The following is a 15,390-nucleotide window of genomic DNA, read 5'->3' on the forward strand; positions in this document are numbered from 1 at the left end:
TCATGGGTCTGCAACTGGGTTTTGCCGCGCTGCTGGTGCTGCTGATTGCACTGGCAGGATCGACCTTCCGCATCCTGCGCGAATACGAGCGCGGCGTGGTGTTCCAGCTCGGACGCTTCTGGCAGGTCAAGGGCCCGGGGCTGATCCTGTTGATTCCGGTGGTCCAGCAAATGGTTCGGGTCGATTTGCGGACCGTGGTGCTCGACGTACCGCCGCAAGACGTGATCACCCGCGACAACGTCTCGGTGAAGGTCAACGCGGTGTTGTACTTCCGTGTGCTCGATTCACAAAAAGCGATCATCCAGGTCGAAGACTTCCTCATGGCCACCAGCCAACTGGCGCAAACCACCTTGCGCGCGGTGCTCGGTAAACATGAACTGGACGAGCTGCTGGCCGAACGCGAACGCTTGAACTTCGACATCCAGCAAGTGCTGGACGCCCAGACGGATGCCTGGGGGATCAAGGTCGCCAACGTCGAGATCAAACACGTCGACCTCAACGAGTCGATGATCCGCGCCATTGCCAAACAGGCCGAAGCCGAACGTGAACGGCGGGCGAAAGTGATCCACGCCGAAGGTGAGTTGCAGGCCTCGGAAAAACTCATGCAAGCCGCCGAGATGCTCGGCCGCCAGCCCGGCGCCATGCAATTGCGCTATATGCAGACCCTGAGTTTGATTGCCGGCGACAAGAGCTCGACCATTGTCTTTCCGCTGCCGATCGAGTTGCTCAAAGGCATGGCGGATTTGTCGTCGAAGAATTGAGGTCGTGTCGTAGCTGCTCTAACGCTGCGTAAGGCCCGCGCGTCCAAAGCTTTATGCGCTCCCTGAGCAGCGCCGAGGCTTCTCGCTGCTTGCCTTCGCCGTCGGCCACAAACGTTTCGGCCGGTTGCTTGGCGTGCTGATTCACGGTGCTGAACACCTGGGTCCGCTGCTCGGCATCCAGCGCAAAAAACGCGGCCAAACGCCCCTCCATCGCTCCCGGCAACTCACGATAATTGACCGCCATCCCGGCAAATTCATGGCAATGTTCAACGCCCAATTGCAGCAGTTTTCCCAAGCGCCGGGCGATGAAGTCTTCTCGCCCCTCGAATGCCGCCCCATCGTCCAATGCGCTGGCGCCGATTAGCCCCGGCACCATGTGCAGGCCCGGACGACGCAGGTGGGAAACGGCGATTTCCAGCGGATCGCGGTAGACAAACAGCCAGGGCGTGTCAGGAAAACACTCGCGCAACCGCTTCAACTCACCGATGTTCCAGGCGTCCAGTTTGATCACCAAACGTTGTTCCCCCCTAGGCGCCGCTGACCGTAGGCCGAGAGCAAACCGCGAATTGCCGCGTTGCGTTCTGCGGGCGGCAGTGTGCTGCGCAGCAGGGCATCCAGTGGCGGTGGTTCGGAAATGACGATGTGGCTGTCGAGTTGCGCCAGCATCTGGCTGATCAACGTCGAGCCGCAGCGTGAGGCGTGAAAAATCAACGCACTCGGCGCCAGCCCCGGGCTGATCGTCTGCCAATCACTCAGCATGCTCAGCGGCGTTTGACGCCGGAAGGCCTGGTTGAATGGCAGGTACAGCGCTTCGTCCACCGCGTCGCGGAAAAATGGCTGACGCAAGGGTTTATCACCGAACCAGCACCAATCGACCCGCCATTCTCCAGCCTGCTGCCAGACACGAATCGGCAACCAGCCGTCGAGGTTCAGGTGCTCCATTGTTCGTTCCATTGGCGACGACCATTGCGCATCGCCGCACGCAGCTCTTCACGGGAGAACGCCAGGCCCTGCTCAGCGGCCAGTGTCAGGGTGGCGGCGATAAAGGCTTCGCTGTCGGTCACACCCTGCAAGGTCCGGCAGAGTGGCGGCTCGCTTTCTAAAAACCGTCGAAACTGTTCCAGCGCTTGCGCCGCATGACCAACGCCCGGCTTCGGTGTGGTTGATGCGCCCTCAATAATGGCCTGTTCCAGCCAAGGACCAGGCCGGCAATCAATGACCAGATGCACCCGCTCGCGGCTGTCGCGATTGTCGACGCTGTGGGGCCGCGACAGATCGAGAAACCAGCATTCGCCGGCCTCCATCGGCATACGTAAACCGTCGAGCAGAAAGTCGACGTTCGGCGGGCTGAGCAACGGAATGTGCAGCCGCAGATCGGCCTCTGGCCCTTCAAGATCGTAGTCGCGGTGCTCGTGAATGCGACTGTCAGGTCCCAGCTTCAACAGTCTTGCCGAGACGATGTCCAACGGTAAGTCCTGTAACGCGTGCTGCCACCGGCCATCGAGCAGCCAAGGCGCTCTCGGCACCGGTTTCCCATGGCCATGGGACAACTCCGTCAGCGCGTCAATCGCGCTGATCAGCGCCACACCGCTCCAGTCGCCGCTGAAATAATGACTGTTGAAATGGCTGTGCCAGTCGCTGTCCTTGATCTGCGCCAACGCCTGCAACAGCAACGGCAGATGCACCGTCACCGGCAGTCGGGAAAACGCTGGACGAGTCATCGGTTCGGCAGCACCGCGCACTCACCGAGCCAGGTCAGTAAGCGATCGAGGCAGGCGTCCACCGACAGCACGCCAGTGTCGAGCACCAACGCTGCCGACGCGGGTGCCTCGTAGGCTGCCGAAATGCCGGTGAAGCTTGCCAGCTCACCGCTGCGTGCACGGGCGTAATGACCTTTCGGGTCACGCTGCTCGCAGACGTCGAGCGCAGCACTGCACCATACTTCGCGGTAATCCTCGCCCAATCGCTGGGCGAAAATGTCGCGCAGCTCCAGCAATGGCGCAATCATCGCCAGAATCACGATCTGCCCGTTCTCCACCAACAACGCCGCGACTTCGCTGGCGCGGCGGATGTTTTCCTGGCGATCCTTGTCGGCAAACCCGAGGTCGCGATTGAGCCCGACCCGCAGTCCATCGCCGTCGAGCACCAGGCTTTGCACACTGCGCGCAAACAACGCGGCGTGCAGCGCCTGGGCCAGGGTCGACTTACCTGCCGCCGGTAACCCGGTCAGCAGGATCGCAGCTCCGCGATGGCCGTGGCGGTCTTCGCGTTGTGCCCGGCTGACGCTGGCCGTGGGTGCCAGCAGATTACTTTTCCTGGACATGGGCTGGCGGCACCGTGATGTTGCCGTCGGCCCACGCGTCCTCGCGACTGGCCAGTGCCGTGGCGATCGACTGCACTTGGGTCGATTGCACCTGATCCGGCAGTGGGTCAAGCCCGGCGCTGGCAAAGATCTGCCCGTAAGCGTTACGCAAATCCGCGTACGACAGGTCGCGGCGCAGGTCGGCTTGCAGGGTGTTCAGTTCGCCCTGGATCAGGTCCAGTTCGCCGATACCCGCTGCCTGATGGCGATTACGTAACTGGCCAAGAATCTGCCCGTCGATGTCCGACAGCTGCTGGTTGGTCTGGAACTGACGCAGCGCTTCACGGTAGTTGGCGTTGGCCACATAGAGCTGCGCCAGCACCGCGATCGACATCGCCTGACGGCGTGCCTTGGCCACTTCTTCACCGGCCTTGGCAACGTCGATGGCCGCCGGAGCGGAAATCACGTTGAACAGGTTCCAGGTGACTTTAACCCCGTAGTCGGCCCACCTGTCGTTGACCAAAAACGAGTTGCTGTCGTAGTGCCCGCCAGCGGAGAACTCCAGCCCCGGCAGCAGCCGTAGCATGGCTTTGCGGGTTTCGGCGGTGCTGATGCGCGTCTGATAATCCTGCTCGCGCAGTTCCGGACGACTGGCCAGGGCTTCTTGCTCAAGGTTGGCCATGCCGACCTTGAGTTCCGGAATCGGGTAATCCTCCGGCGTCGCCAACGTCAAATCGGTGCCCATCGGCAGGTTGATCAGGGTCGCCAGCTCGGTTTTCGCCAACGACAGTGCCCGCCGCTGCTCTTCGAGCTGGCGCGTGGCTTCGATCAGCGAACGCTGGTAGCCCAAAGCCTGCACCGGGTCGCCGATGCGCTGCTCGCTCATGCTCTGGCTGTTGTTGCGCGCGGCATCGACCCGCGCCATCAGGCTGTCGATCTGCTTGAGCAGGCGCTCGGCAGCCACCGCCCGCCAATAGGCCGAGCGCACGTCCTGAACGATGGTGTTGATGACTTTGCGTCGACGTTCCTGAACGATCAGCCGTTGATCGCCCTGCTGCTTGGCGCTGATGTAGCTGACGCCGAAGTCGAGGACGTTCCAGACCATGGTCAGGTCGGCGACTCGGCGATCACGGTCCTGAGAGGTCGACGGTTCAAGGGACTGGGTGCCGGTGCGTACGCTCTGGCTACTGGAGGCGCTGGTGTTGTTGCGCCCCACGTAGCCTGCGTCCAGAGCCATGCGCGGCAGCATGTCGAAACTGGCAAGGTCGAGTTGGCGCTTGGCCAGCGCCTCCTCCATGATTTTCAATCGACCCTCAAGGTTGTATTTCACCGCACGAGCCATGGCCTGGTGCAAGGTCAGCGGACCGCTCATAGGCTCCTGATCCTTGTACATGCTCACCAGATCGCTTTTGGCGCGCTGCTCGCTGACGCGACGTTCAATCGGTTCACTGGTCACCGCACACCCGCTGACCGCTAGCGCCAGCAAGCTGGCGCCGAATAGTTTTTGACTTTTTTTCATCCTTGGACCGCCCCTGGGTGCTGCATAAATGTAGGTTTTTTTACTCAGGCCTGCATTTCGCTGATGCCGACCTGTTGCAACGCTGCCGCCAATGCCCGGACCTGCTGCTTCTCGGTGTTTTCAAGGTGTTGAAGTTGTTCGCCCAAAGTCAGTGCACCGAATCCACCGTGCAGGCCCTGGGAAACATTGCCCCCTTGCAGGATCGACCTGTCGCCGAACGCGTTGGGCGAACGGTCGCCACCGCTCGATTCATGGCTGAACAGGCTCGACAGCGTGCTGGCACCAAACACCCCGCCATCACCACTACCAAAACCCAGGAAGCCGTGGCCGGAACCATTCCCGCCGCTGTCGCTGCTAGTGAACACCTGAGCGATATAGCTGGGGCTCAGTGCGCCGCGATTGATGAAAATATCCCCCAGCGGGCGAACGCCATCGCCCAGTACCCGTTGTTCGAATAGCGGTGCAAAGGTCAACGGCGAACCGAGATTGCCGGTCGGCGGCGTGAAGACAATCGGCTGCAACGGCCTATTCGGCGTGCTCGAAGGCGGTGCCGGATCGCTGATCCGGAACTGCGGATCGCCGGTCGTGACGAGGGTTCTGACCCCGTAGCTGTTGGACTCGGTGCTACCGATGCCGGTGTTGCCGAACCTGTCACTCACGCCGCTGTTATTGAGGGTGATCAGGTTGGACGCACTGTTGACGTTGTTGCTCGGGGTCAATGTCGCGGTCCAGGTCTTGCCGCCGTCAGTGCTGCTCAGGGCGCTCAACGTGCCGTTGGCGACCGTCAGGTCGGCGTTGGTGAAACCGCTGACCGCTTCCGAGAAGGTGATCGTCACCTGGCTGGTCTGGCCGACGCTCAGGTTGGTCGTGGCCACGACAACGGTCGCGGTCGGGCGCGTGGTATCGATGGCGTAGTTGCCCGAATCGGTGCTGCCGCTGCCAGCGTTGCCCAGCGCATCGATCACGCCGGCGTTGTTCAGGGTGATCAGGTTGCTGGCGGCGGTCACGTTGGCGTTCGGCGTGAGTGTCGCGGTCCAGGTCTTGCCGCCATCACGGCTGCTCAGGGCGCTCAAGGTGCCATTGGCCACGGTCAGATCCGAGTGGGTGAAACCGCTGATCGCCTCGGAGAAGGTGATGGTCACGGTGCTGGTCTGGCCGATCTTCAAGGCGCTGTCAGCCACCACGATCGTCGCGGTCGGACGCTGGGTGTCGATGATGTAGTTGTTGGAGTCCGTGGTGCCGCTACCGGCGTTGCCGGCCAGGTCATTCACCCCCGTGTTGTTGAGGGTGATGAGGTTGGTCGCGTCGCTGATGTTGCTGGTCGGGGTGAAGGTCGCCGTCCAGGTGATGCCGCCGTCACTGCTGCTCACGGCACTCAGGGTGCCGTTGGCCACGGTCAGGTCACTGTTATTGAAACCGCTCACCGCCTCGGAAAAGGTGATGGTCACCAGGCTCGTCTCGCCGATCGGCAGGGTCGGATTCGCCACCACGATGGTCGCGGTTGGACGGGCGGTGTCGATGGCGTAGTTGTTCGAGTCGGTGCTGCCGGTGCCAGTATTGCCGGCCGCATCGGTCACCCCGGTGTTGTTCAGGGTGATGTGGTTGGCGGCGTTGGTGATGTTGCCCGCCGGGGTGAAGGTCGCGGTCCAGGTCACACCGCCATCACTGCTGCTCACGGCACTCAAGGTGCCGTTGGCCACCGTCAGGTCGGCGTTGGTAAAACCGCTGACCGCCTCGCTGAAGGTAATGGTCACGGTGGAACTCTGGCCGATCTTCAGGGCGCTGTCGGCGATCAGCACGGTCGCAGTCGGGCGCTGGGTATCGATGGCGTAGGTGTTGGAGTGTGTTGTGCCGGTCCCGGCGTTGCCGCTCAGGTCGGTGTAGCCGGTGTTGTCCAGGGTGATCAGGTTGCTGGCGGCGGTGACAGCGTTGGTCGGGGTCAGGGTGGCGGTCCAGGTCACGCCGCCATCACTGCTGCTCAAGCCGCTGATTGTGCCGTTGGCGACGGTCAGGTCGGCGGTGGTGAAGCCGGTCACGGCTTCGCTGAAGGTGAAGGTCACCAGGCTTGAGCCGCCGACTGCCAGGCTCGGGTTGGCGACCACGACAGTGGCGGTCGGGCGCTGGGTGTCGACGACGTAGTTGTTGGAGTCAGTAGTGCCGCTACCCGCGTTGCCGGCCAGGTCATTCACACCTGTGTTATTCAGGGTGATGTGGTTGGTCGCATTGCTGATGTTGCTGGTCGGCGTATAGGTCGCGGTCCAGGTGATACCACCATCGCTTGAGCTGACCGCGCTCAAGGTTCCGTTGGCGATGGTCAGGTCGGCATTGCTGAAACCGCTTACAACTTCGCTGAAGGTAATGGTCACCAGCGATGTCTGGCCGATGCTCAGCGCAGGGTTGGCGATGACAATGGTTGCCGTTGGACGTTGGGTGTCAATGGCGTAGTTGTTCGAGTCGGTAGTGCCGGTGCCCGCGTTGCCGGACTCGTTCTGCACGCCGCTATTATCCAGGCTGATGTGGCTGGCGGCGTTGGTGATGTTCGCGTTCGGGGTGAAGGTCGCGGTCCAGGTGATACCGCCATCGCTGCTGCTCACGGCACTCAATGTACCGTTGGCGATGGTCAGGTCGGCGTTGGTGAATCCGCTCACCGCCTCGGAGAAGGTGATGGTCACCGCACTCGTTTCGCCGATCCTGAGTGCGTTGTCGGCCACTACGATGGTCGCGGTCGGACGCACGGTGTCGATGGTGAAGTTGCCGGAGTTGGTGATCCCGGTGCCCGCATTGCCGGCCAGGTCGGCCACGCCACTGTTGTTCAGGGTGATGAGGTTGGTGGTGTCGTGAACGCCGGTGGTGGGTGTGAAGGTGGCCGTCCAGGTAACGCCGCCATCGCTGGAACTGACGTTGGTCAGCGTGCCGTTGGGCACGCTTAGGTCGCTGTTGTCGAAACCGGTCACCGCTTCGGAGAAGGTGATGGTCACCAGCGATGTCTGCCCGGCGATCAGTGTTGGCGAGGCGACCACGATGGTGGCGGTCGGGCGCTGGCTGTCGACGGCGTAGGAATTGGAATTGGTGGTGCCCGCACCGGTGTTACCGGACAGGTCACTCACACCGGTGTTGTCCAGAGTAATGACGTTGCCGCTGTGAGTGACGCCGCTCACCGGGGTCAGGGTCGCGGTCCACGTTACGCCGCCATCACTGGAACTGACAGCACTGAGGGTGCCATTGCCGATCAACAGGTCTGCGTTGGTGAAACCGGTCACCGCTTCACTGAAGGTGATGGTCACCAGCGACGTCTGGCCGATGCCCAACGCAGTGTCCGTTACCACAATGGTCGCGGTCGGACGCTGGGTGTCGATGGCGTAGTTGTTCGAATCGGTGGTACCCGTACCGACGTTACCGGACGCGTTATGTACGCCGGTATTGTCCAGGGTGATCAGGTTCGTCGCATCGGTGATGGCGTTGTTCGGGGTAAACGTCGCCGTCCAGGTGATACCGCCATCGCTGCTGCTGACCGCTGTCAGCGTACCGTGGGCAATCGTCAGGTCAGCGTTGGTGAAGCCGCTCACCGCCTCGCTGAAAGTGATGGTGACCCGTGAGGTGTCGCCGATCTTCAGCGCGTTGTCGGCAACGATGATGGTTGCAGTCGGACGCACGGTGTCAATGGTGAAATTGCCAGAGTTGGTGGTGCCGCTGCCCGCATTGCCGGCCAGGTCGGCCACGCCGGTGTTGGACAGGGTGATCATGTTGGTCGTGTCGTTGATGCCCGCAGTCGGGGTGAACGTGGCCGTCCAGGTGATACCACCATCATGGCTGCTGACCGCTGTCAGCGTGCCGTTGGGAACCATCAGGTCGGCGTTGGTGAAGCCGCTCACCGCCTCGGAAAAGGTGATGGTCACCAATGACGTTTCGCCTGCGATCAGCGTCGTGTCGGCCAGCACAATGGTGGCGGTTGGACGCTGAGTGTCGATGGTGTAGTTGTTGGAGTCGGTGGTGCCGGTCCCGGCGTTTCCGGCAAAGTCCGTATAGCCAGTATTGTTCAGGGTGATGTGGTTGGAGGCGTTGGTGATATTGCTCGCCGGGGTGAACGTCGCGGTCCAGGTAATACCGCCGTCGCTGCTGCTCACCGCGCTCAGGGTACCGTTGGAAACGGTCAGGCCGGCGTTGGTGAAACCGGTCACCGCCTCGGAGAAGGTGATCGTCACCCGCGAGGTTTGGCCGATGGCTAAAGTCGTGTCCGCGACCACGATCGTCGCCGTCGGGCGCTGGGTGTCGATGGCATAGTTGTTGGAGTCGGTGGTGTCGCTGCCGGCATTGCCCGCCAGGTCCTGCACGCCGGTGTTGTCCAGGGTGATGTGGTTGCTGGCGTTGGTGATATTGGTCGTCGGGGTGAAGGTCGCGGTCCAGGTGATACCACCGTCGCTGCTGCTCACTGCACTCAACGTACCGTTGGAAACGGTCAGGTCGGCGTTGGTGAAACCGCTCACCGCTTCGCTGAAGGTAATCGTCACGGGGGCGGTCTGGCCGATGCCCAGGGTGGTCGTGGCCACGATGATGGTCGCGGTCGGACGCTCGGTGTCGACGCTATAGGCATTCGAGCGGGTCGTGCCGCTACCGGCATTGCCCGCCACGTCGCTGACCCCGGCATTATTCAGGGTAATCACGTCGCCAGTGTTGGAAATCGACGAGGTCGGGGTCAGGGTCGCAGTCCAGGTGATGCCGCCGTTGCTGCTGCTCACCGCGCTCAGGGTACCGTCAGCAACTGTCAGGTCGGCGTTGGTGAAGCCGGTCACCGCCTCGCTGAAGGTAATGGTCACCAGGGACGTTCCCCCGATGTTCAGCGCATTGTTGGCGACTACGATACTCGCGGTTGGCCGCACAGTGTCGATCGCATAGCTGTTGGACACGGTCGTGCCGGTGCCAGCGTTGGTCGCGATATCGGTATAGCCGGTGTTGTCCAGGGTAATGACGTTGCCGCTGCTGGTGTTGCCAGCGGTCGGCGTCAGGGTTGCAGTCCAGGTGATGTTGTTGCTGGTGGTCAGGCCACTCAAGGTGCCATTGGCCACAGTCACGTCGGCGGTGGTGAAACCGGTCACCGCTTCGCTGAACGTAAAGGTCACCGTGGAGGTTCCCCCGATGTTCAGCGCGCTGTTGCTGACCACAACGGTCGCCGTTGGCCGCACGGTGTCGACGGCGTAATTGTTGGACGTGCTGGTGCCGACCCCGGCGGTGCCCAGTGACACGCTTTGCACGCCAGTGTTGTCCAGAACGATGTGATTGGTGCTGCCCGTGACGCTTGAACTTGGGGTAAAGGTCGCCGTCCAGGTGACTCCGCCATCGATTGAGCTCACCGCGCTCAGGGAACCGTTGGCAACGGTCAGGTCGGCGTTGGTGAAACCGGTCACCGCCTCAGTGAAGGTAATGGTCACCTGCGAGGTCTGGCCGATGTGCAGGGCGCTGTTCGCCACCACGATGGTAGCGCTCGGTGTCGGTGAATAGGCGGTGTTCAACGTGCCGCCGTCGTTGAAGATGTTGTTCACGGCCGCCACGCTGGCACCGGCACTGCCGCCGCCCAGCGCCGGACCGCCGGAGCCACTGCCACCGACGTTACTGGACAACGCCGCAAAGTTAGCGGCAGTCATCAATACCGTGCCTTTGTTCCAGATCGCCCCGACACCTTTACCGGCCGCACCACCGGGGTCGGCGGAACCGCCCAGGCCGCCGCCACCGCCACCACCGCCACCGGCGGCGATGTTGCCGGAAATGACCGAGGTGCCAATGACCGTCAGGGTGCCGCTGGTGGCGTTGTAAATACCACCGGCAGCCGACGCCCCAGCCCTGCCGGGCTTGTCCCACCCGGAGCCGCCACCGCCACCGCCGATGGAAATCGTGCCGTTGTTCGCCGTACCGCCCGCGCCACCGCTGCTGTAGTTGGCAGCCCCAACGCCGCCCGCGCCACCGCTGCTGCTGCCGCCGCGACCGCCCATGTAGTTGGGGTTGTACCCGCCACCGTTACCGCCCGTGTTGGCACTACCGCTCGTACCGCCGTACACACCCGAGCCGAAACCGGAGGTGCCACCATGACCGCCGGCTTGCCCGCCCAATGCACCGCCACCGCCGCCACCGCCACCGACCGCGCCACCGACGTAAGGTGCGGTGACCCCGCCACCGCCACCACCGCCCGAAGCGGCGTTGCTGGTCACGGTGACGTTCTTAAGGGTCAGGTTGCCGGCGTTGAAAATACCGCCGCCCATGGCCGCCGCGCCGTCCGTACCGGCGGCAGCACCATTGCCGGCCACCAGGCCTTGTTTGATGACCAGCCCGTCGAGGGTCGCGGTGACCCCGGAATTGACCTGAAGCACCCGGGTTTTGTACTGACCGTTGAGGGTCACATCGGCAATGTTATCGTGGTTCAGGTCACCTTCCAGCGTGACGTTCTTGGTGAGGGTCAGTTGCGAGTTCAGATTGACCGTCATGGTGGTGCTGAAGGTCACCGTGTCACCCCCCACGGCATCGCTCAGCGCCTGACGCAATGAGCCGACCCCACTGTCACCGTTGTTGGTGACCGTCAGGGTCGCCAGGCTGTACTGGTACGCGGCCATGGACTGGGCCGCCAGCACGTTATGGCTCTCGATGGTGCCGGTGGCGATTTCCAGATCCCAGTCACCGCCCACGCCGGTACGGTTGTTCGACGCGGCGATATCGCGCCCGGTCAGTTGCGCCAGCGAGTCGACAAAGCTGATGCCCTGGTCACCTGCGGCGGTGTTGCAGGCGTAGATCAGAATGTCGCCACCGACGTTCATGTCATTGCCGATGCGCGCCAGCACCGCGCTGCGAGCCGCCACGTTATCGGCCGACAGGTAAGTGTCGCCCAGCCACAAGTCGCCGCTATTGCCGTGGGCGATGATTTCCACGGTACTCACGCCGTGGTGGGTATCCAGATAATCGGCGATCTGTTGCAAGCCGTCCTTCGTCGCGTCGAGCTGGACCACCTGGGTGCCGGGCGCCACGCCTTTGAGCAGGCTATCGGCGTCCTTGATGCGCGAATCGACGAATACCACGCTCTGACCGGGCACGGCGGTGGGCGTCGCAGCGGGCGCGGGCGTGGCCGCTGACGTGTTGTCCGCCTGACCGTGGGTGTCCTTGCTGGCCACCGGGTGGTCGGCAACCGGTGACTTGGCAGCGGCCGCCGTGGCGTGGCTGTCGGCTTGGGCGGCGGTATCGGCAACCGTGGCCGCCACTGCGCCGTCGAACAGCATTCGCGGTTCCAGGGACATGATCAATGGCGATGCCAGGACGCGTGCGCCTTGGGATGTTTGCGACTTGCCTTTGCTCCACCACATGCTGCTCACCCGGACTCGAACTTTTATGACTGCGCCAATAAAAAACGCCGCGATCAACTGATCGCAGCGTCGGCTTTCATACGAATAACGTTGGCGGCGCTGGCTGAGCCATCGTGCCAAAAGGACAACTCTGCGTATTTTTCGAACAGGTCCGGCGGCAGAATCGTGCGCCGAGGCTCCAGTGCAACCGAGCGTTTGACCTTGTGCAGCCCCGATACCCCGAGCGCCTGGTCGAATTCCGGTGCGTCATAGACGAGATTGTTGAAGTCGTGCTCGAACCAGGGCTCGCCGATGAAATCGTAGATCAACCGCATGACCCGGTCGGGGGCCTGACTCAGCAAATCGTAATCAACGATCAACAGCGAGTCGGCGTTTTCGCCGTAATACGCCTCTTTCAACGCGGTCCAGGCAAACCCCACCAGACGATTGCGCTGAGCCAGGGTTTCGCAACGGCTGTAAACGGTATTGCGCTCGATTTCGTCATTGAACAGCTTGGTGTTCTCGAACGGATTGGCGCGGTACAGACGCTCAAGACTGTCCATCACCCAGGCAACATTGCGCACACAGGCAATGGTTTTGGCCTTCGGGAACAGTTCCCGTAGCGCAGGCAGACGCGCGCACCATTGGCGATTGGTGTCGAAGATGACGGGTGTGTCGGCCTGATCGGCATAGAAGGAGTCGAACAGACCGTGCAATAGACGACGGCGCAGCGGGGTGTCGATCACCGCGCCAAATTCGCTGCCGGCACTGCATTGCTCCAGGACGCTGGTGAATAGCGACCCGACGGGGCTGGTCATTCCGGCGTGAAAGCGCGGGTTCTGCAAAAGAATCGCAGAAAGCAGGGTCGAGCCTGAACGTGGCAAGCCGGAGATAAAGTGGAACTGCTGCATCCCTTCACCGTAGTCGTCAGTCCTTTATAGGGCAGAGCGTAGTCTACGAATTTGGATCCAACCAGTGGTATTTTGATATCAAATCGGAACTAAACCTTGTGGAATGTGTGGTTGCAACGCCAGCGGACAGGGTGAAACGTTTAAGCCGGTAACCTTCATGCAGACACCGTCGATTGTGGAGCGGGCTCGCCACCAATGGCGCCATACGGGAGGCAATCAGATCTTCGCCGTGCTCCCCTACATCAACAACGAAGCCCTAATGGGCTACACCTAAGCGTGTAGAACGGAAAAAGATCGCAGGCTGCGATCTTTTACTCATCAATGCCGAATCACTTCAGCCCTGGAATCTTCACCGGGTCGTCCGTCTCGTCCAGTGTCGATTCGGTTAGATAATCGAATCGATATCCAGTGTATGCGGTGCACCAATGGTGTGGCCGTAGATCGAAGCGGTCTGTGTGCTGTCACTGCCGCTTGATGGCGCCATGGCCAGTTGTTCAACGACCTGATTCTGCGGGTGTGCCTGCCAGCGGGGCAGGTTGTCTGCCAGTCGTTCAGGTTGCTCCGATAACTGTCCATACACATCTTTCTGGCTAACGCTCATGTAACGCAGAGTGGCCAGGCGAGTGCGGGTGGTGTGTACCTTGTCGACCTCACGATTGATTGCACCTATCGCCTGTTCGTGGGCTCGTACATACGCATCGGGACGCGCCAGTAAATCACGGCACTTGTCACGCAACTGCTGGGTGATTCCTATCAGTGCGCTTTCTATCCATTCAAACTCCCGCTCGGTCACCAGGGAACGCCTGGACTCCTGGGCTTCTTGCCAACGCCGCAGGGTGGCCCAGCATGCCGGAATGTACCCGCCGGCCATCAAGTGGTTGCCGGCGCTGAATACTTGCGTCAGTAACCCCGGCCGATCCGGCAGGCCGTTTTTTTGCTGGAGCGCCACGCTGCACGCGGCGTGCTGGGTAATGGTGTCGCAGCCGGGCTCCCAGAGGATCGAGGACTGTGCCTTGCGGCCAAACTCCACCGGCATGAAGTGACGCAAGGTGCCGTGGTGTTCGTAGGGTTCTCCCGTCCAGTTGGTGATCCCCGCGACGAACACCGAGAGGCCGAGCGGTACGTTGACGAAGGTTAAGGCCAGCCCCGAGCCGAACACCTTCGCCTTGGTGTTCATCCAGGTGCCGGGCACGCTCGGCACCGGGTCGTTGTGGTTCACCATGCGGTAATGCACCAGTGGGGCGGCACCTTTGGCGAAATTGGCGTCACCGGCGCGGGGCGCGCCGTAGGTGTAGAGCTGGATGTCGTAGCCTTCAGGTCTGCGACGCAGCATCTCAGAGAGGAGCAACGCTACTGCGCCACCCAGGCTGTGGCCACAGATCAGCAGTTTTTGCCCGGCGTAGAACCGATCCAGATAGCTCACCGCAAAGGCAGCGGCTTTTTGGGCGGCCTCATAAAAACCTCGGTGCACCTGCCCCTCACCTTCTTCAAACGGCACTTGAAACGCATCGGCATCGCGCAGGCCATCCGCAACGAGTTCATAAGTGCCACGCACTGAAATCAGGATCAGTTCGTCGTTGTGGGTGATGAAAGCCTGGGTGTCGGTGGCTTCTACCCCAAGCTTTCTATCGTCGAGGAAGTGGATCTTGGCGGGGTGTTCCTGATCTTCACGCAGTTTTGGATCGTTGACCGGATAGAGAGTGGGATCGAACGGCACGATCTCCAGCCGCTTGGAATACGGTACATCTTCATATAACGGGTAGTAGGCTTTGGTTTGCGTGGAATCGACCTTCCACAGTTCATCGAACTTGGCCAATGCATCCCCGAACCAGTTACCTACGCTCGGTTGCAGGGGGAAACTCACGGTCTTGGTTTTGACGGGTTGGTCTTCGGGCTGCTGACCAAACGGGCAATAACTCAAGGTCGCCATCAGCGCGAGCTGGTAGAGGTTCAGCGCACAGAATTCGGAGCCGGTGGACAACATGGGGCGCAAGGCCCGTAGCGGGCGTACTTCCAGCACCGTGTGTTTTTGCGGCATGAGGGCAACGCCGAGTTGGCCATGTTTGCCCATGATTTTCGCCGGCCCCGAACTGTGGGGGTAATGGCGATAGACTTCGGGTGGCAAATGCGCGGCATGCTCGACCAGATGGCGTACTTCCACCTGGTAGTACTCATCAGCACAGGCTTGTGCGGGATTGTCTTTAGTCCGGGTGGCGTTGTTGTTCAGGTAGCGGGTTTGTTCGGCGCGGACTTGTAGTTCGGTGATCTTGAGCGGGTAATGCGGTCTGGTCTGTAAAAACGAGTATGCCTTTTCATGTCCTTGATAATCTTGAGCGAGGGTTAATGCAATTGGTCCGGCAAAGTGGTTGTTCACCTTGCCGTTACCCGCAGCATCCAGCCTGCCCGTGTATTTTTGCCCTTCTGAATCGGTGACTTCATAGGCTAATCCGACATAGGGTTCACCTGAGCCGAATTCGTCCACCAACTGAAAGCTGGTCCATTTACCTTGTACGGGGCATGCAAGCACGCGACTGCTTAAGGGTGAGCTCAGTTCTTCATCCAATAGTGTCATGTCGTC

At 61.4% G+C, this 15,390-nt stretch carries 7 protein-coding genes and 1 pseudogene; 1 reads left to right on the top strand and 7 read right to left on the bottom strand.

Features of this window, described 5'->3' with window-relative positions; genetic code table 11:
* Positions 1–2 precede the first annotated feature (2 nt).
* Positions 3–761, top strand: coding sequence for a slipin family protein (locus tag BLL42_RS13335; protein WP_071552516.1), 759 nt, complete (start codon positions 3–5; stop codon positions 759–761).
* Here BLL42_RS13335 and BLL42_RS13340 read toward each other — a convergent pair.
* From BLL42_RS13340 to BLL42_RS13370, 7 genes and pseudogenes are all read right to left on the bottom strand, one after another.
* Positions 727–1,703, bottom strand: a pseudogene (locus BLL42_RS13340) (sulfotransferase family protein). The gene BLL42_RS13335 and the pseudogene BLL42_RS13340 sit on opposite strands and share 35 nt — an antisense overlap.
* Complete coding sequence (locus tag BLL42_RS13345; RefSeq protein ID WP_071555755.1) at positions 1,691–2,482, bottom strand: aspartyl/asparaginyl beta-hydroxylase domain-containing protein; 792 nt, start codon at positions 2,480–2,482, stop codon at positions 1,691–1,693. Before BLL42_RS13345 ends, BLL42_RS13340 begins: the two are co-directional and overlap by 13 nt.
* Complete coding sequence (gene cysC, locus BLL42_RS13350; protein WP_071552517.1) at positions 2,479–3,084, bottom strand: adenylyl-sulfate kinase; 606 nt, start codon at positions 3,082–3,084, stop codon at positions 2,479–2,481. The genes BLL42_RS13345 and cysC overlap by 4 nt, the downstream gene beginning before the upstream one ends.
* Entirely contained in the window at positions 3,068–4,582 is a 1,515-nt protein-coding gene (locus tag BLL42_RS13355; RefSeq protein ID WP_071552518.1) for a TolC family protein, read from the bottom strand. Before BLL42_RS13355 ends, cysC begins: the two co-directional genes overlap by 17 nt.
* Before the next feature lie 44 nt (positions 4,583–4,626).
* Positions 4,627–11,922 carry an Ig-like domain-containing protein gene (locus BLL42_RS13360; protein WP_071552519.1) on the bottom strand — a complete coding sequence of 2,432 codons (7,296 nt, stop codon included), beginning with the start codon at positions 11,920–11,922 and terminating at the stop codon, positions 4,627–4,629.
* 53 nt (positions 11,923–11,975) lie between these two features.
* On the bottom strand, positions 11,976–12,812 hold the full coding sequence (locus BLL42_RS13365) for a sulfotransferase family protein (protein ID WP_071552520.1): 837 nt from the start codon (positions 12,810–12,812) through the stop codon (positions 11,976–11,978).
* A gap of 385 nt (positions 12,813–13,197) precedes the next feature.
* Positions 13,198–15,384, bottom strand: a complete 2,187-nt coding sequence (locus tag BLL42_RS13370) for a lipase family protein (protein WP_071552521.1) — start codon at positions 15,382–15,384, stop codon at positions 13,198–13,200.
* Positions 15,385–15,390 lie beyond the last annotated feature (6 nt).

The sequence above is a fragment of the Pseudomonas frederiksbergensis genome, assembly GCF_001874645.1.
Taxonomy (GTDB): domain Bacteria; phylum Pseudomonadota; class Gammaproteobacteria; order Pseudomonadales; family Pseudomonadaceae; genus Aquipseudomonas; species Aquipseudomonas frederiksbergensis_B.

Bases quoted from the DNA above. Each gene is read 5' to 3' on its own strand.
- BLL42_RS13345 (WP_071555755.1), bottom strand. From the start codon at position 2,482: ATGACTCGTCCAGCGTTTTCCCGACTGCCGGTGACGGTGCATCTGCCG.
- BLL42_RS13360 (WP_071552519.1), bottom strand. From the start codon at position 11,922: ATGTGGTGGAGCAAAGGCAAGTCGCAAACATCCCAAGGCGCACGCGTC.
- BLL42_RS13370 (WP_071552521.1), bottom strand. From the start codon at position 15,384: ATGACACTATTGGATGAAGAACTGAGCTCACCCTTAAGCAGTCGCGTG.
- cysC (WP_071552517.1), bottom strand. From the start codon at position 3,084: ATGTCCAGGAAAAGTAATCTGCTGGCACCCACGGCCAGCGTCAGCCGG.
- BLL42_RS13355 (WP_071552518.1), bottom strand. From the start codon at position 4,582: ATGAAAAAAAGTCAAAAACTATTCGGCGCCAGCTTGCTGGCGCTAGCG.
- BLL42_RS13335 (WP_071552516.1), top strand. From the start codon at position 3: ATGGGTCTGCAACTGGGTTTTGCCGCGCTGCTGGTGCTGCTGATTGCA.
- BLL42_RS13365 (WP_071552520.1), bottom strand. From the start codon at position 12,812: ATGCAGCAGTTCCACTTTATCTCCGGCTTGCCACGTTCAGGCTCGACC.